Source organism: Streptomyces sp. SA15 (assembly GCF_002291145.1).
Classification (GTDB): Bacteria; Actinomycetota; Actinomycetes; order Streptomycetales; family Streptomycetaceae; genus Streptomyces.
This window is the reverse complement of sequence record NZ_NTGE01000111.1, coordinates 184,688-201,076: the sequence shown is the minus strand read 5'-3', so window position 1 is coordinate 201,076 and position 16,389 is coordinate 184,688. Positions and strand designations below refer to the sequence as shown.

The window sequence follows — 16,389 nt, the reverse complement described above, 5'->3', positions numbered from 1 at the left end:
GACGACCCGGGCCGGCGGACGCTCCGCGACCGCGCAGGGGCCGTCCGACGCCTCCTCCGGCCCCGGCGACAAGCTCCCCGTCCACCACCGCCCCGCGCCGGACTACGCGCCGCTCTCCCCCGCCGAACAGGCCACCGCCTCCGCCGCGGCCGCCCGTCTCCTCGCGCCCCTGCTGCCCGAGCCGCTGGACCACGTCCTGCTCCAAGCCGACCTGACAGCGGTGGCGCCCGGCCCGCTCCAGCGCCCCCTGGCGGACGTGCTGGACGTGCTCGCGGACGTGGAGTCGAAGGGCGGGGCCACGGTCTACCGCTTCACGCCCGGTTCGGTCCGCCGCGCCCTGGACTCCGGCCGGGCCGCCTCCGACCTGCACGCCTTCCTCGCCGCGCACTCCCGTACGCCGGTCCCGCAGCCGCTCGCCTACCTCATCGACGACGTGGCCCGCAGGCACGGGCATCTGCGCGTGGGTGCCGCCTCCGCCTACGTCCGCTGCGACGACGACGCGCTGCTCAGCGAGATCCTCGCCGACAAGCGTGCGGCGGGCCTGCGGCTGCGCCGCCTGGCCCCGACCGTGCTGGCCGCCCAGACCGACCCGGCCGCGCTCCTGGAGGGCCTGCGCGCGATGGGCTTCGCGCCGGCCGCCGAGTCCGCGGAGGGCGACGTACTGATCACCCGCGCCCACGCCCACCGCACCCCGCCGCGCACGGCACCGGAACCGGTCCCGGACGGCCCGCCGGTCCCCGACGCGACCCTCCTGACGGCCGCGATCCGCGCGATCCGGGCCGGCGACCTCGCCTCCACCACCCCCCGCAAGGCCACCGCGACCCCGGGCGCGGGCGGCGAGCTGCCCCGCACCAGCTCCGCCGAGACCCTCGCCACCATGCAGGCCGCCGTCCTCACCGGCGAGGCCCTGTGGATCGGCTACGTCAACGCCGAGGGCGCCGCCAGCCAGCGCGTCATCGCCCCGATCCGCGTCGAGGGCGGCTTCGTGACGGCGTACGACCACACCGCGGACGAGGTACGGACGTATCCGCTGCATCGGGTGACAGGGGTCGCGGAGCTCGCCGACGAACAGCGCTGAGGGCGGCTCACTCCTGTCTCAACCCTCTACTCATCCCCCTCTACTCATCCCTGTCTCACTCGTGCGGGTGTACGTCCGTGTTCATGCACGCCACGCCGGAGACTTCCCACCCATGAGGGAGCTTGCGCGGCCTGCCGCATTCCGGTGCGGGCCGCCGGGCAGCCACCAGGTGTCCTGATCAGGCCCGAGCCGCCCGACCGGGAGCTCGGGCGAGTGCCCGGAAAGGGAGTCCCTCCATGCGTGCTGTCCGTCGTTTCGCCACCGTGCTGACCGCCACCGCCGTGATGATCGGTGCCTTCGCCACCCAGGCCGCCGCCATCGGCATCGATGTCGCCGGGTTCCTCATCGAAACGCCGCCGGTCTGACGCGTCTCAGCTCATCCACCGGGCCGGTTCGGAGTGTCACCGGGCCGGCCCGCCCACCACCGTCCGTACGTGAAAGGCCTGCGAGTCCCCATGCGTACCAAGCGCCCCGCCCCCACCACCCGTTCCGCGGCCGTCGCCGTTTCCGTCGCCGCCCTGGTCTCCGCCGCCGCTCTCCTCCTCGGTGGGCTCGCCCCCGAGGCGGCGGCTGCCCCGTCCGCGCCGCTGCCGCTCCCGGTGGCCGGGGCCGGAGGCGAGCCCCTCGTCAATGTCGACGGGCACATCTTCGCCCAACCGCTGGTCAACAACCTCACTCTGCCCACGCCGCCGTAGCCCGCCGCATCCGGTAGCTGTCCCCGTCGATCCGCACGATCTCGGCGTGGTGGGCCAGGCGGTCCACCATCGCCGATGCGGACGGGCCGCCGAAGATCTCGTCCCAGCGGCCGAGCGGCCGGTCACCGGTCACGATCAGCGAGGCCCGCTCGTAGCGGTGCGCGACCAGCTGGAAGAGGAGGGCGGAGGTCTCCGCGTCGAAGGGGGTGTAGCCGACCTCGTCGACGACCAGCACCGGGTAGGCGTCGAGCGCGGCCAGTTCCTCGGCGAGCCGGCCTTCCGCCCGTGCGCCGGCCAGCCGGGCGGCCCACTCCGCCGCCGTCGCGAACAGCACCTGGTGGCCGGCCTGGCAGGCGCGCACGCCGAGCCCGATGGCCAGATGCGTCTTGCCGGTGCCGGGAGGGCCGACGAAGACAACGTTCCGCCGGGTGGCGACGAAGTCCAGCTTGCCGAGCCGGGCCACGGTGTCCCGGTCGAAGGTCCGGGGGTGTTCCTCGTCGTAGGTCTCCAGCAGCTTCCGGGCCGGGAACCCGGCGGCGCGGATGCGCTCCTCGGCACCGGCGTCGGCCTCGCGCGGCGTCGCCTGGGCGGGGATCGGTGCGGGGGTGCGGGCGGCGGTGGAATGCGGCGCGGCAGCTGTCGGGTCGCTCTCCTTGTGCGTGTGGGCGGGCGTGTGGGCGTGTTCGGTCCGGGCCAGCATCGGCCCCGACATGTACGCCAGGATCGCCGCCGACAGGATGAAGGCCATGTGGATCGTCGTGCCCCACAGCAGGGAGTGCTGCGCGGTGTGCTGGACATCCACGAACATCTGGAGCAGGTGGACGGAACTGATGCCCACGATGGCGGTGGCCAGCTTCACCTTCAGCACGTTGGGGTTGACGTGCGAGAACCACTCCGGCTGGTCGCGGTGGCCGGTGAGGTCGATGCGTGAGACGAAGGTCTCGTAGCCGCCGACGATCACCATGATCAGCAGATTGGCGATCATGACGACGTCGACCAGCTTGAGCACCGAGAGCATGACGTAGGTCTCGGTGGCCCGCCCGGACACGCACCGGAGGATTAACGTCCACAGTTCGTTGAAGAACTTGTAGACGTACACCCCCTGGACGACGACGAGGCCGAAGTAGAGCGGAGCCTGGAGCCAGCGGGTCGCGAACAGGGCGTACCCGAGCATGGCGGTCGGCGGGGACGGGGGGCGAGAGGGCTGGGAATCAGTGGAGAGCTGCACGAACAGCCATTGTTCGCAAGCCGCGGCCGTACGGCTCTATCCGTGCACTCGCAGGGCTGAATAGACATCCTGTAAGACAGGACGTGGCCAGGCAGGAACGATCAGGCACACTGGACGTTTGGTCGTGCAGAGCCCTGCAGTGCCCTGTGGAAAGGCAGCCGCGCGTGAATGGTCCCCTGATCGTCCAGTCCGACAAGACCCTGCTCCTGGAAGTCGACCACGAGCAGGCCGACGACTGCCGTCGGGCCATCGCGCCGTTCGCGGAGCTGGAGCGGGCGCCGGAGCACATCCACACCTACCGGGTGACGCCGCTCGGCCTGTGGAACGCGCGGGCGGCCGGGCACGACGCCGAACAGGTCGTGGACGCGCTGGTGCAGTACAGCCGGTATCCCGTGCCGCACGCGCTGCTCGTCGACATCGCCGAGACGATGGACCGGTACGGGCGGCTGACCCTGTCCAAGGACCCGGCGCACGGCCTCGTCCTCACCACCACCGACCGGCCGGTGCTGGAGGAGATCCTGCGCTCGAAGCGGGTCGCCCCGCTGGTCGGCGCCCGCATCGACCCCGACACCGTCGCCGTCCACCCCTCCGAGCGCGGACAGATCAAGCAGGTGCTGCTGAGGCTGGGCTGGCCCGCCGAGGACCTCGCCGGGTACGTCGACGGCGAGGCGCACCCGATCGAGCTGGCCGAGGACGGGTGGGCGCTCAGGCCGTACCAGAAGCAGGCGGTGGAGAACTTCTGGCACGGCGGCTCGGGCGTCGTCGTCCTGCCCTGTGGCGCCGGAAAGACGCTGGTCGGGGCCGGTTCCATGGCTCAGGCGAAGTCGACCACGCTGATCCTCGTCACGAACACCGTCTCGGCCCGGCAGTGGAAGCACGAGCTGGTGAAGCGGACCTCACTGACCGAGGACGAGATCGGCGAGTACAGCGGGACGAAGAAGGAGATCCGGCCGGTCACCATCGCCACCTACCAGGTGTTGACGACCAAGCGGAAGGGCGTCTACCCGCACCTGGAGCTGTTCGACTCCCGGGACTGGGGCCTGATCGTCTACGACGAGGTGCACCTGCTGCCGGCGCCGGTCTTCAAGTTCACGGCGGACCTGCAGGCGCGGCGGAGGCTCGGTCTGACGGCGACCCTCGTCCGTGAGGACGGGCGCGAGTCGGACGTGTTCTCGCTGATCGGCCCGAAGCGGTTCGACGCGCCGTGGAAGGAGATCGAGGCGCAGGGCTACATCGCGCCCGCGGACTGTGTCGAGGTCCGGGTCAACCTCACGGACTCCGAGCGGCTGGCGTACGCCACGGCCGAGACCGAGGAGAAGTACCGCTACTGCGCGACGACGGAGACCAAGCGGAAGGTCACGGAGGCGATCGTCCGGCGCTTCGCGGGCCAGCAGATTCTGGTCATCGGTCAGTACATCGACCAGCTCGACGAACTGGGCGAGCACTTGAACGCCCCCGTCATCAAGGGCGAGACCCCCAACACCCAGCGCGAGAAGCTCTTCGACGCCTTCCGGGAGGGCGAGATCAGCGTGCTGGTGGTGTCGAAGGTGGCGAACTTCTCCATCGACCTGCCGGAGGCGACGGTCGCCGTTCAGGTGTCGGGCACGTTCGGGTCGCGGCAGGAGGAGGCGCAGCGGCTGGGACGGGTGCTGCGGCCGAAGGCGGACGGCCACCAGGCCCACTTCTACTCGGTGGTGGCCCGGGACACCCTCGACCAGGACTTCGCGGCGCATCGGCAGCGGTTCCTGGCGGAGCAGGGGTACGCGTACCGGATCATGGACGCGGACGAGTTGCTGGCGGAGAGCTGAGGGACGGTCACCTGCGGCGGACGCCCGCCTCCTCGGCGTACTCACCGAGGATCATCACCTCGAAGGCGGCGCCCGCGAAGACCTTCACGGCACGCAGGGCCTCGCCTATGACATGACGGTGACCGTCCAGGAGGGGTGTGGCGCCGGCCGGGCGGTGCGGGCGCGGGGCGGGGTTGATGGTTGCTGCGCTCATGTGTCCATGGTGGCGTTCCGGACATAAGGAGGGCATCGGTCTGCGGGGCGAACCGGAATGGTCGCCGGGTAGTACTTCCGGCCGATATCCCTGCCTCCAGGGTGGAGGGGGCGTCCCCTAGGGGACGGGTGGGCGGACGGACCTGCGGCGTCGGGGGCACAGGAACGTGGGCACAAAAACCATTCGCTCCCGCCTTCCCCGCTCACCTACAATCTCCGCTCTTGCCCGCCTCCCTTCCGGAGTGCCGCCGACCGGACGGAAACCGGTCAGCATCACGCAAACCCGCGTCACCCAGCGCGCCGCCGTCGCGCGCCCCACCCGCAGGTCCCTCGGAGGCACCGCCTTGTCCACGCCGTCCACGCCCGTCGACGCCGACCCGCTCGCCCGCGAACGTTCCCACCTCGCCCGCTCCCGCGCCGCCCTGCGCGCGATGCGCGAGGACGTCGAGTCCCTCGACATCACCGACGTCACCGCGAACTGGGTCAACGCCGAGGCCCTCTCCCACCAGATCGACGAGCGCATCAAGGCCCTGGCCGACCTCAGCGACACCCCGCTGTTCTTCGGCCGGCTCGACTACCTGCGCACACCCGGCGCCGAGCAGGCAGAGGGGGCAGAGGGGGAGCGCTTCTACATCGGGCGTCGCCACGTACACGACCACGACGGCGACCCGATGGTCATCGACTGGCGTGCGCCGGTCTCGCAGCCGTTCTACCGGGCGTCCAAGAAGGCCCCGATGGACATCGCGCTGCGCCGCCGCTTCGGCTACACGGGCGGCGACCTGACGGCGTACGAGGACGAGCACCTCTCCGACCCCGCGGAGGCTGCCGCCACCAGCAAGCTGCTCCAGCAGGAGATCGAGCGCCCGCGCGTCGGCCCGATGCGGGACATCGTGGCGACGATCCAGCCGGAGCAGGACGAGATCGTCCGCAGCGGGCTGAGCGGCACCGTCTGCGTGCAGGGAGGCCCGGGGACCGGAAAGACGGCCGTCGGCCTGCACCGCGTCGCGTATCTCCTCTACGCCCACCGCGACCGGCTGGCCCGCACCGGCACCCTGGTCATCGGACCGAACAGATCCTTCCTGCACTACATCGAGCAAGTCCTCCCCGCCCTCGGCGAGCTGACCGTCCGCCAGGCCACCGTCGACGACCTGGTGGCCCACGTCGAGGTGCGCGGCACGGACGACGCGGCGGTGGCGATCGTCAAGGGCGACGCACGGATGGCTCAGGTGCTGAAGCGGGCCGTCTACTCACACGTGTCGATGCCCACCGAACCGGTCGTCGTCGTGCGCGGCTCACGCCGCTGGCGGGTCCCGGCGTACGAACTCGAGGAGATCGTCCGCGAGTTGCTCGACCGCGGTATCCGCTACGGCGCCGCCCGCGAGGCCCTGCCGCAGCGCATCGCGCACGCCGTGCTGGTCCAGATGGAACGCTCGGGCGAGGCCCCCGACGACCGCGTGCAGGACGCCGTCGCCCGCAACGCCGCGGTGAAGGGGGCGGTCAAGGCGATCTGGCCGCCGGTGGACCCGGCCAAGCTGGTGCTGCGCCTGCTCACGGACGCGGACTTCCTCGCCGTACACGCGGAGGGCGTGCTGAGCGAGGACGAGCAGAAGACGATTCTCTGGGCGAAGCCCGTCCGCAGCGTGAAGTCCGCCAAATGGTCCTCGGCGGACGCGGTGTTGATCGACGAGGCGAACGACATCGTCCAGCGCACGCACTCCCTCGGCCATGTGGTGCTGGACGAGGCGCAGGACCTCTCCCCGATGCAGTACCGGGCCGTCGGCCGCCGCTGCACCACCGGCTCGGCGACCGTCCTCGGCGACCTGGCCCAGGGCACCACCCCCTGGGCGACCCGGAGTTGGGACGAGGCGCTCGCCCACCTCGGCAAGTCGGACGGCATCGTCGAGGAACTGACGGCCGGTTTCCGCGTCCCGACGGACGTCATCACCTACGCCTCCCGGCTCCTCCCGCACATCGCCCCGGGCCTGACCCCGGTCGCGTCGGTCCGTGAGAACCCCGGCTTCTTCGACGTCCGCGAGATCACCGACATCGCGCAAGTGATCGCCGCCTGCGAGGAGTCGCTGCGCAACGAGGGCTCTACCGGCCTGATCGCCGCCGACGCCCGCGTACCGGCGCTGGCGGAGGCGCTCAAGGCGGCGGGCATCGGCTACTTGTCCCCCGGTGAGGAGACGACGTACGAGACCAGGCTGACGCTCGTCCCTGCCTCGCTCGCCAAGGGCCTCGAGTACGACTACGTCGTCCTGGACGAACCGCAGGCCGTGGTCGACGGCGAACCGGACGAACGGACGGGCCTGCGCCGCCTGTACGTGGCCCTCACCCGAGCGGTGTCGGGCCTGATCGTGACGCACGCGGCACCGCTGCCGCCGCAGCTGACGCAGCTGACCTAGCTACCTACGAACCCCCGTCCAGCACCGCCCGCCACTCGGCCACGGCCCGCTCCGAAACCGGCCCGTCCCAGCCGCCGGGCCGCGCCGCCCCGCCGATGTGGAATCCGTCGATCCCGGCGGCCGTCAGGGTCGGCACGTGTTCCAGTCGCAGCCCGCCCCCCACCAGCAGCTGCTGCTCGTACCCGGGCTCTCCACGCCGCCCCGCCTCGGCCATCAGGATGGAGAGCCCGTCGTCGACCCCGGCCGCCGATCCGGCCGTGAGGTAGGTGTCGAGCCCCGGCAGATCGGCGAGCTGCTTGCGCAGGGCGTCCCGGTCGGCGGCCCGGTCGATCGCCCGGTGGAAGGTCCACCGGCAGCCGTCCAGCCCCTCCACGATCCGCTCCACGGCCGCCACGTCCACGCTGCCGTCCGCGTCGAGGAACCCGAGCACGAACTCCTCGGCCCCCGCCTCCCGCATCTCGTGCGCGATCCGCACCAGCCGTTCGAGGTCCCCCACCGCGAACCCGTCCACGAGCCGCAGCATCACGCGCAGCGGGATGTCCACGGCGGCGCGGATCCCGGCGACAGTCGCGGCCGACGGGGTCAGTCCGTCGGCCGCCATGTCGGTGACCAGTTCGAGGCGGTCCGCGCCTCCGGCCCGGGCGGCGAGCGCGTCCTCGGCGTCGAGGGCGATCACCTCCAGGACTGCACGCTTGCTCATGGGACCCCATTCGTCTTCGTCGGGCATCATCGGGCGGCTACAGGTCTAGTCCAATTTCCCAGACTACGCCTGTACGGGACCCGCTCACCCGAGGACGCCTCATCCGAAGACGCCTCACCCGAAGATGCTCAGCTCCTCCTCCTTCGCCCCCGCCAGCTCGTACGACGCCCCCGCCGCCGAACGCCCCGCGTACAGCCGTACGAGCGTGACGGCGTCCCCGATGTACCGCGCCGGCGTCCGCTCCCCCGGAACCCCACCCAGCCGCAGCGGCTCGTCGACGTCGTCGAGGTCGGCCTGGAGCGGCACGTGGTCCCGCTCCCGGGTGAGCCGGACCAGCAGCGCCAGCGCGTCCGGCAGCCCCGCGCCCCCGTACGCCCCGGGCTCCCCGAAGGCCTCCCGCACGTCCCCGGCGTGCACCCACTCCCCCAGCGCGATCACGTCCAGCTCACCGCCCGCCTTGGCGATCACCGGCCCGGCCTCGGTCATCCCCCGCTCCAGCTCGTCCACGACCTGTGCGTTCGTCCAGTCGCCCCGCTCGGCGATGTCCCGGTCGTTCGACTCGGGCGAGAACACCCCCTCCTCGAACCGCCGCTCCACCACCCGTATCAACGCGGACGAACAGTGCGCGAGCACATCCCGCACGGTCCAGCCGGGACACGCGGCGGTCGGCAACGCGAAATCGGCGTCCGCCCTGGCCCGCAGCAGCGGGATCAGCGCATCCCGCTCGACGACGAGGAGCCGCCCGGGCAGCTCCGGGTCACGTATGTCAGCAGAAGTCATGGGCACCAAGCTAGGGCCGCCACGGAGATCACGGGAGAATGACCGCATGGCCGATCCCGACGCCCTGCGCACCCGCTTCACCCGTGCCCTGGAAGGAGCCCGGGGCCCCGAGGCCACCGGCCCCGACCCGGCCCCGTACGCCGACAGCCTGCTCGCCCGCTGGCAGGAACCGCAGCGCCGCTACCACACCCTCACCCACCTCACCGCGGTCCTCGACCACATCGACGTACTCGAACAGCACGCCACCGACCCGGACGTCGTCCGCCTCGCCGCCTGGTTCCACGACGCCGTCTACCTCCCCGACCGCTCCGAGAACGAGGAACGCTCGGCCCGCCTCGCCGAACGCGCCCTCCCCGAGGCCGGGGTCTCCGCCGAGAAGACGGCCGAGGTCGCCCGCCTGGTCCGCCTCACCGTCACCCACGACCCGGCCCCCGACGACCGCAACGGCCAGGTCCTCTGCGACGCGGACCTGGCGATCCTCGCCGCGCCCCCGTCCGCGTACGCCGCCTACACGGCCGCCGTCCGCGAGGAGTACGCCTTCGTCCCGCCCGACGCCTTCCGCGAGGGCCGCGCCACGATCCTGCGCCGGCTCCTCGCCCTCCCACGGCTGTTCAGGACGCCGTACGGGGAGTCGAAGTGGGAGGCGACGGCACGCTACAACCTGCGGTCGGAACTGGAATTGCTGATGACGTCATGACATCGGCCGGAGTAGCGTGGGACCCGCCCTCCGCAGGAAGGATCACGTTCCGTGAGTGAACAGCCCGTCCAACCGGAAGTACCTGTCGAGCCACCGCCCATGCGGACCCTCGGCGAGGTGCGGGCCGCCCTCGCCGCAGGACTGGGCTTCCCGGGCGATGCGGCCCGCCTCGAAGCCGAACTGGCGGCCACCTTGAACCGCGTCGACTTCACGGACCTGCACGAGGTGTCGGAGCTGATCGCGACATACCGCGGGCATGTCCTGACCCGTTGCGACCCCGACTTCGAGGCGTCCCTCGCCGAGGGCGTCGAACTGGCCATGTCCCTCAAGCGGGACGGCGACCGTTGAGCGAACTCAGGGCCAGGATGTCTGAGCTGTCCGGTCACGGTGCCCCGATCCATATCCCCGCCGACCGCCTCACCCTCCAGGGCGTCACCCCCGCGGCCGCCGCCGACCTGAGCGCGGGCGGTGGCGGAGGCTTCGACTGGCTGGAGGGCGGGCCCTTCGAGGGCACGCTGGAGGCCGCCGGGATGATGCTGAAGGCCTGCGAAGCCGGGGTGCATCGTCCGGAGTTCGGCCTGTTCGTCCTCGTGCGGAAGGAAGACGGCCGCGCGATCGGCGGCATGGGTTTCCACGGGGCGCCGGACGAGGAGGGCAAGGCAGAGATCGGTTACGACCTGGTGGAGAGCGCCCGCGCCAACGGCTACGCGACCGAGGCGCTGCGCGCCCTGTCGGAGTGGGCGCTGGCCCGCGGCGACGTACACGTCCTCATGGCGACGATCGAACAGGGCAACACCCCTTCCCAGGGCGTGGCGGCACGCGCCGGATTCGTCCGGGCAACCGTGGAGGAGGAGAGGTCGGTGCAGGAGCAGCGCGACGCGGAGGCGGCGCTCCAGTTGTACGTCCGCCGCGACTGACGCACCGTCGGCGACAAGACCGAGTCACCGTATCCCCGACCGCAAATGCCCCTGGTGGAACTACAGTTGTCACTCCACCAGAAGACATGGCGGAGCCGGTGTGGCTGAGGGGGACGGGAACGGCATGAGCGAGCAAGCCTTGGACCGGGTCGGGGAAGCCGGTGAGGTCGCTGGAGACACCACGGTCCAGGTCTCGGCGGACGGGCAGACCCTGCCTTTCTGGGTGACGGCGACCGAGGAGGACATCGCGCTCGCCGCGCAGGACAGCGACAGCATGGGCAGCCTGTTCAGCCGGGACGGCGACGCCGTGCTGCGCGCGGTGCCCCTCGGCCCGCTCCGCAAGAACCTCGCCGACGCCGTCGACGCCCTGCAGCGGATCTTCCAGGAGGTCGCCGACCGCGGCGGCCCGCTCCCGCTCGCCGAGGCACAGCTCTCCTTCCAGGTCACCGCGAGCGGAGGCATCCAGCTCGTCGGCTCGGGGCAGATGCAGGGCTCCCGGAGCCTGACGCTGACGTTCAAGCGGCACGCCTGATCCGGCACCGCCCATGCCACAGCACAAGGCGCTGCTCATCGGGGCCAGTGACTACTCCGACATCCCGGGCTACGCAGACCTGCCCTTCGTCCGCGACGACCTCCATCGGCTGCGCGAGGTCCTGATCGACCGCGGCTTCCAGGCCGACGTTCTCGAGAACCGGCGTGGCATCACGCAGAACACCGTGCGCGGTGCCGTCCACCGGTTCCTGGGTGACGCCCGCACCGGCGACACCCTGCTCATCGTGCTGAGCGGGCACGGGATCCACATCGAGGCCAAGGACTACCTGGTTCCGGAGGACGCCCCCGACGCCGAACCGTTCACCGACGGCTGTATCGAGATCGGCTGGCACAAGGAGGTGGAGAAGTCCCCCGCGCAACGCGTCGTCTTCCTGATCGACGCCTGTCGCGAGGGCAGGGCACCGGACACCAAGTCGGTCACCGGCACCCGGCCCTGGCGGGCGCCCGAGATCATCGGCACCCTGCGCCGCAAGGTCGCGTACGTCCACGCCTGCGCCAAGCCCCAAGTCGCCCTGTTCGTACGGGACACGGACACGGTCCGGCCCGGCTTCGACCTGGGGACGCAGCAGGGCGAGTCGTTCAGCCTCTTCTCGCGCGCCGTCGCCGACGTGATCTCCGCCGATCCGCACGCCCTCGGTATGCGGGAGTTCTCCACGCAGGTGCAGGAGCGGGTCGACGCCTACCATCGGGCCTACGGCAAGGCGGGCCGACCGCAGCAGGTGAAGGTGACCTGTGAGACGGACGCCGACGGCGGGGACTTCCCGCTGCTGCCGGGCGCCGAACGCCGGACCGAGGTCCACGCCTGGGTGCGGGGCGTCGACGCGTACCCGTGGCGCCGTACTCCCGAGGGCAGGGCAAGGGAGATCCTCCAGGATGTCTGCCGGGTCCTGGCGGGCCGGCTGGCGGCGACATACGAAGGGGCGGCGCGGGCGCTGGGTGACGATCCGTGGCACGACACCGCACTGGCCGAGCGCGCCCACGAGCGGCTCGGCTTCCTGGTCGGCCAGTTGACCGGCGAAGTGCTGTCGCCCTCCGAAGCCGCGCTCACCTTTCTCTTCCCCCTGGTCGCCCAGACGTTCTGGGCGCAGGAGGCGGCCCAGCACGCGGGCGTACTCGCAGAGGACGCGACGGCCGACGGCCCCGACCACCACAGCTTCGACAAGTTCGCCCAGGGCTTTCCCCGACTCAAGCGCCGACTGCGCGCCCTGGAACAGCAGCAGGCCGCGGGCGAATCGGTCCGGCACATCCGGTGGTGGCTCTTCCACCGCTGGCTCATCAAGCAGCCGGAGCTGTACACGGCCGAGCGTCTCAAGTCGCTCCTCGGCGACGTGATCTCCGACCGGGAGCACCCGACCTGGGTCGCCGACGCCGTCTCCGGAGAGCGTCTGGCGCGGCTCCTCCGGGACCACCGCACGGCACCGTTCACCATGCGTCGGTCCAGTACCACCCCGGAGCCTCAGGGGCCTCGCACGCACGACGACGACCACGACGTCATCGCCGCCAGCACCGGCGACGAGCACGAGGTGCGCACGTCCCTGGTCACCGCCCTGGTCAAGGCCGCCTGCGCGATGGCCGTCGATCCGGTCGACCTGCCCGAGATCGTCGTCGAGCACGTCGGTGTCCACGACAACGTCGATCTCGGCGCGCTCCTCGCGACGGTACGACGCTCCGACTGGCGGGTCTCCGGCCTGGGCCGCTCCCTGAACGCGGTGTGCACCCACCCGGCGGTCCAGGTCGCGCTGCGCGAGCACGCCACCCGGGTCGACGTCCTGCTGCGCGACATCAACCGCGGCGACATCCCGGCCCTCGCCCCGCTCCGCATGCTCCCGCCCTACGCCGACGGCAGCCGCGTACGCCTCGACGGCAACACCCCCGACCAGCTCTCCGACGGCATCCGCTTCCAGCTGGCCGAGGACCGCGTCCAGGAACTCCTTATGGGCGAGGAACTCTACGGCGACAGCGAGCTGGCCGTCCGCGAGCTGTACCAGAACGCGCTGGACGCCCTGCGCTACCGGGACTGCCGCACGCAGTATCTGAGGCGCACGGGTGAGGCGGTCGACCCCTGGGAAGGCCGGATCGAGTTCGTCCAGGGCGTCCGCTCCGACGGCCGCGCCTACCTGGAGTGCCGCGACAACGGCATCGGCATGGGGATCACGGAGCTCAGCACCGTCTTCTCGCAGGGCGGGGCACGCTTCGTGGACCTGCCGGAGTACGTCGAGGAACAGGCGGCCTGGGCCCAGCTGCCCGACCCGAAACCGGAGCTCCATCCGAACTCGCGGTTCGGCATCGGCGTGCTCAGCTACTTCATGCTCGCCGACGAGATCGTCGTACGAACGTGCCGGATGGGGCGTGACGGACGGCCCGGGCGGCTGTTGCAGGTGACCATCGCCGGGCCGGGCAACTTCTTCCGGGTGGAGGACATGGGGCCCGCCAAAGATGCCGGGACCACAGTGGAGCTGCTGCTCAGCCAGGAGCGCAGGTTTGTGTCGTGCGTGAGCGCTCTGGAGAGGGTTCTTTGGATTGCGCCCTACCGGACGTCGGCGACGCACGGCGCACGACTTCGGGAGTGGGTGCCGGGCGAACTCTCTCCCGGGACACTGGAGAACTACACGCCCAAGTGGCGCCCCCGTAAGACCCACGTGAAGTGCGTCCCATCGAACGAGCCGGACATGTGGTGGATCGGAGACTACGGCGTTCTACTGGCCGACGGTCTCCTGGCCGAGACCGAGTACAACGGGGGGGTATACGGCGCTGTCGTCAACCTGACCGGCCAACGCGCTCCGGAGCTCACCGTGGACCGCAAGAAGGTGCGGTCCTACGACAAGGATCACGTGCTGGAGCGCATGACCCGCGCCATCCCCAGCCTCACTGCCCAAGGCGCGGAACTGCTGCTCCCCTCCTGGCTGGAGGAATTGAGCAACTGGTCCGTCGCCTTCGCCGACCGGGTGGCCGAGCAGTCGCGCGGGGCCGGTCTTCCCTGGTGGCTTCAGGACGACGCCTCCGTGCCCTTCGACCAAGTGGGCTTCTTCCCACCCGACGTCGATCTGCTGCCCTTGGTGACGGGCCGCTATCAGAACCCCGATCGCGAGAGGCTGGCTGCGTTCTTTCTCACCATGCCGCTGCCCGTTCTACGGTGGCGTCTGCGGGCGTTGTACGGAGCAGCGCTGGACGGGCAGATGTCGCCGCCGACCGTCGATCACCCTGAAGGGCAATGGGCTCGCCCGTCGGATCTCGTTCTCCTGAACGTCATCGGTAGTTTCTTCATCTGGCGCGCCAGCCGTGCGAGCTGGCTGATGGGGCCAATGGCGGCCGGTCGAGGCACCCTCATGCCGTCCCAACAGCTCGCCAACACCGGTCTGGCGAGTATCGGGAGCCTGGCTCGCTGGCGTGACCCAGCCACTCCCGTCAGCACGGCGAGCATCTTCAAGCTGAGTGCGCAGACCGAGCGCACGCCGATCGAGGTCGCCGAGCGGCTGGCCGAACTGGGTTATCGCGTCGAGCCACTGCTGGGCTGCGCCGCTGCCGAGTACTCGGATCTGCCACTGCTACGGCCGCTGGGCCGTCCGAACGGCTGGCTCACTCCTGGAACGGTTCTCTCGGCAGCCCAGATCTGCGTAAGCGCGGCGAGGGCCGACCGCACCACGTCGTGGGCCGCACAGCGGCTCGGTGAACTGGGCTTCACGGTGCCGACGGAGTTCCCCGTCCGAGAACACTGGAGCGAGCAGGAGCTCAAGGTCGTGAAGCAGCTGTGGAAGGCCTACGACACGCCGCCCTCTCCCGAGGAGGCTGTGCACGTCTCCATGGCACAACTTGCGGCGGTGGCACACACGACGGACCTGCCCCTGCGCTTCGTCACGGAGTTCCTCGACGGACTCGGTTTCGCCCTGCCGCCCAACGCGGCGGACCTACCGGAACTGACCGACGATGACCGGGCTCTCCTCGCCAAGGAGCCGCCTGTGGACCGGAACGTGCCACTGCGTTACGTCACGGCAACCGCCCGCCGCCTCAACCGCCCTGCCCGCGCCCTCGCAGACAGGCTCCGGGAGCTCGGGTACAGTCCGCCGGACGTACCCGAGGACCAGTTCCTTCCTTCCCGTGAGGACATCGCTTTCCTCGGCACGGATGCCGAACTGGCCGACATGAGTCGGCCCGTGTCCCTGCAACGCGTTGCAAAGGCCGCGAGCGAAGCCGATGTCTCTCTGGCCGAGGCGGTCAACCGGCTCGGCTCCCTGGGGTACCGCTTCTCCTTCGCACCGGAAGCCGTCTCTTCGCTGCGAGAGCAGGACGTCGAAGTCCTGAAATACGGGCTTCCCCAAAGGCCAGAACACTTCGGCCCAGTCTCTCCGAACATTGTCCGGGCCGCCGCTCACCACACTGGCCGACGATTCACCGAGATCGCCGCCTCTCTCACCGCTCTGGGCTACGACGTGACAACGCCCACGAAGGAGTGGACCGAACAACGGCAGCTGGAGGACGCCCTGATCAAAGCGCTCCGTAACCCCGACCGCATCCCTGCCCTCCGCTCCACCCGCCCTTCCGACGGCGCCTGGATCTCTCTGGTCACCCTGGCGGTGACGGCCATGCGGGCCGGAATGTCCCTGCGCGAAGCCGCCAAGACGGCCACAGCTTTGGGCATGCGCCACGAAACCGAAACCTGGTTCACTCCCCCCGGGCAGGACCCATCCGCCCCTTCGGCCGCCGCAGCCCTGCCCCATGCAACAACCGCACCACCTCACGACTGCTGACCTCCACCGCCCCGGCCCGCACCACGTCCGCGTACCGGTGCGAGGGAATGTCGTAGTGGTCCCGCTCGAAGGCCCGCCGTGGGACCCCGAGCTCCTCGGCGAACGTGTGCAGTTCGTCGAACGACACGTCGCTCACGAGGTGGGACCACATGCGGCCGTGCCCCGGCCAGGTGGGCGGGTCGATGTAGACGGTCACGAGGACGGCGTCCCGCCGGCCGCCGACCCCAGTGCCCCCACCGCCGCCACCTTCACGCCCGCCTTGTGGCACACCCAGTGCGGATCGGGGCCGAGCTCCGGCTCGACGTCCAGCGCGTGCGGGTCGCCGGAGCCGCACACCGGGCACAGCGGCCAGCGGCCGTACCGCTCGAGGAGCGCGTCCTGCACGTCCTGCGCGACCAGCCCGGACACGTACTCCACGCCGTCCGGCCACTGCTCGACCCACCAGCGCCGCTGGACGACGGCCTCCTCGACCATCGACACCACGTCCGCCTCGGCGACCTCGCCCGCGACGAGATCGGCCAGCACGAGGGCGCGTGCCGCGTGCAACGCCTGCTCCAGGGGGCTGATGGGGTCCATGCACCCATTGTGCGCA

The 16,389-nt window shown here is 70.8% G+C and carries 15 protein-coding genes and 1 pseudogene; 10 read left to right on the top strand and 6 right to left on the bottom strand.

Annotated features, from left to right (window positions below; translation table 11 throughout):
• The 3 genes from CLM62_RS26070 to CLM62_RS26060 all read left to right on the top strand — a co-directional run.
• On the top strand, nt 1-1,078 hold a 1,078-nt coding region (locus CLM62_RS26070; protein ID WP_179382234.1), incomplete at its 5' end, for a helicase C-terminal domain-containing protein.
• A gap of 236 nt (nt 1,079-1,314) precedes the next feature.
• Nucleotides 1,315-1,443 carry a hypothetical protein gene (locus CLM62_RS51875; RefSeq protein WP_095752331.1) on the top strand — a complete coding sequence of 43 codons (129 nt, stop codon included), beginning with the start codon at nt 1,315-1,317 and terminating at the stop codon, nt 1,441-1,443.
• A gap of 90 nt (nt 1,444-1,533) precedes the next feature.
• Nucleotides 1,534-1,773 (top strand): hypothetical protein, encoded by a 240-nt coding sequence (locus tag CLM62_RS26060; RefSeq protein ID WP_095752330.1) that lies wholly within the window; start codon nt 1,534-1,536, stop codon nt 1,771-1,773.
• Here CLM62_RS26060 and istB read toward each other — a convergent pair.
• A complete protein-coding gene (gene istB, locus CLM62_RS26055; protein WP_095752329.1) occupies nt 1,751-3,001 on the bottom strand; it encodes an IS21-like element helper ATPase IstB in 1,251 nt (416 codons plus the stop codon). The two genes, CLM62_RS26060 and istB, sit on opposite strands and share 23 nt — an antisense overlap.
• A 164-nt stretch (nt 3,002-3,165) precedes the next feature.
• Here istB and CLM62_RS26050 point away from each other — a divergent pair, with 164 nt between their 5' ends.
• The gene (locus CLM62_RS26050; protein WP_095752328.1) at nt 3,166-4,809 is read left to right on the top strand and encodes a DNA repair helicase XPB; all 1,644 of its coding nucleotides are present in this window, start codon (nt 3,166-3,168) and stop codon (nt 4,807-4,809) included.
• A 7-nt stretch (nt 4,810-4,816) separates the two neighbouring features.
• Here CLM62_RS26050 and CLM62_RS26045 read toward each other — a convergent pair whose 3' ends face one another.
• Nucleotides 4,817-5,002 carry a hypothetical protein gene (locus CLM62_RS26045; protein ID WP_095752327.1) on the bottom strand — a complete coding sequence of 62 codons (186 nt, stop codon included), beginning with the start codon at nt 5,000-5,002 and terminating at the stop codon, nt 4,817-4,819.
• A 343-nt stretch (nt 5,003-5,345) separates the two neighbouring features.
• On the opposite strand from CLM62_RS26045, the gene CLM62_RS26040 reads away from it, so the two are divergent.
• On the top strand, nt 5,346-7,406 hold the full coding sequence (locus tag CLM62_RS26040; RefSeq protein ID WP_095752326.1) for an ATP-binding domain-containing protein: 2,061 nt from the start codon (nt 5,346-5,348) through the stop codon (nt 7,404-7,406).
• Nucleotides 7,407-7,410: 4 nt separating this feature from the next.
• Here the strand turns inward: CLM62_RS26040 and CLM62_RS26035 are convergent, their stop codons facing one another.
• Both CLM62_RS26035 and CLM62_RS26030 read right to left on the bottom strand, forming a co-directional pair.
• On the bottom strand, nt 7,411-8,106 hold the full coding sequence (locus CLM62_RS26035; RefSeq protein WP_095752349.1) for a copper homeostasis protein CutC: 696 nt from the start codon (nt 8,104-8,106) through the stop codon (nt 7,411-7,413).
• A gap of 114 nt (nt 8,107-8,220) precedes the next feature.
• Entirely contained in the window at nt 8,221-8,886 is a 666-nt protein-coding gene (locus tag CLM62_RS26030) for a maleylpyruvate isomerase family mycothiol-dependent enzyme (RefSeq protein WP_179382233.1), read from the bottom strand.
• 46 nt (nt 8,887-8,932) lie between these two features.
• Between CLM62_RS26030 and CLM62_RS26025 the strand changes: the two genes are divergently transcribed.
• The 5 genes and pseudogenes from CLM62_RS26025 to CLM62_RS26005 all read left to right on the top strand — a co-directional run bounded on the left by CLM62_RS26025 (nt 8,933) and on the right by CLM62_RS26005 (nt 15,797).
• Entirely contained in the window at nt 8,933-9,583 is a 651-nt protein-coding gene (locus CLM62_RS26025) for a hypothetical protein (protein WP_095752325.1), read from the top strand.
• Between the two features lie 51 nt (nt 9,584-9,634).
• Nucleotides 9,635-9,931: a hypothetical protein gene (locus CLM62_RS26020; protein WP_143659147.1), complete on the top strand. Its 297-nt coding sequence runs from the start codon at nt 9,635-9,637 to the stop codon at nt 9,929-9,931.
• 53 nt (nt 9,932-9,984) lie between these two features.
• Nucleotides 9,985-10,500, top strand: a pseudogene (locus CLM62_RS26015) (GNAT family N-acetyltransferase); the annotation flags it as partial.
• 124 nt (nt 10,501-10,624) lie between these two features.
• On the top strand, nt 10,625-11,032 hold the full coding sequence (locus tag CLM62_RS26010; RefSeq protein WP_095752322.1) for a hypothetical protein: 408 nt from the start codon (nt 10,625-10,627) through the stop codon (nt 11,030-11,032).
• 13 nt (nt 11,033-11,045) lie between these two features.
• A complete protein-coding gene (locus CLM62_RS26005; RefSeq protein WP_095752321.1) occupies nt 11,046-15,797 on the top strand; it encodes a caspase family protein in 4,752 nt (1,583 codons plus the stop codon).
• Here CLM62_RS26005 and CLM62_RS26000 read toward each other — a convergent pair.
• Both CLM62_RS26000 and CLM62_RS25995 read right to left on the bottom strand, forming a co-directional pair.
• Nucleotides 15,712-15,993 carry a DUF4031 domain-containing protein gene (locus CLM62_RS26000; protein WP_095752320.1) on the bottom strand — a complete coding sequence of 94 codons (282 nt, stop codon included), beginning with the start codon at nt 15,991-15,993 and terminating at the stop codon, nt 15,712-15,714. The two genes, CLM62_RS26005 and CLM62_RS26000, sit on opposite strands and share 86 nt — an antisense overlap.
• Entirely contained in the window at nt 15,990-16,373 is a 384-nt protein-coding gene (locus tag CLM62_RS25995; RefSeq protein ID WP_095752319.1) for a hypothetical protein, read from the bottom strand. Before CLM62_RS25995 ends, CLM62_RS26000 begins: the two co-directional genes overlap by 4 nt.
• Nucleotides 16,374-16,389 lie beyond the last annotated feature (16 nt).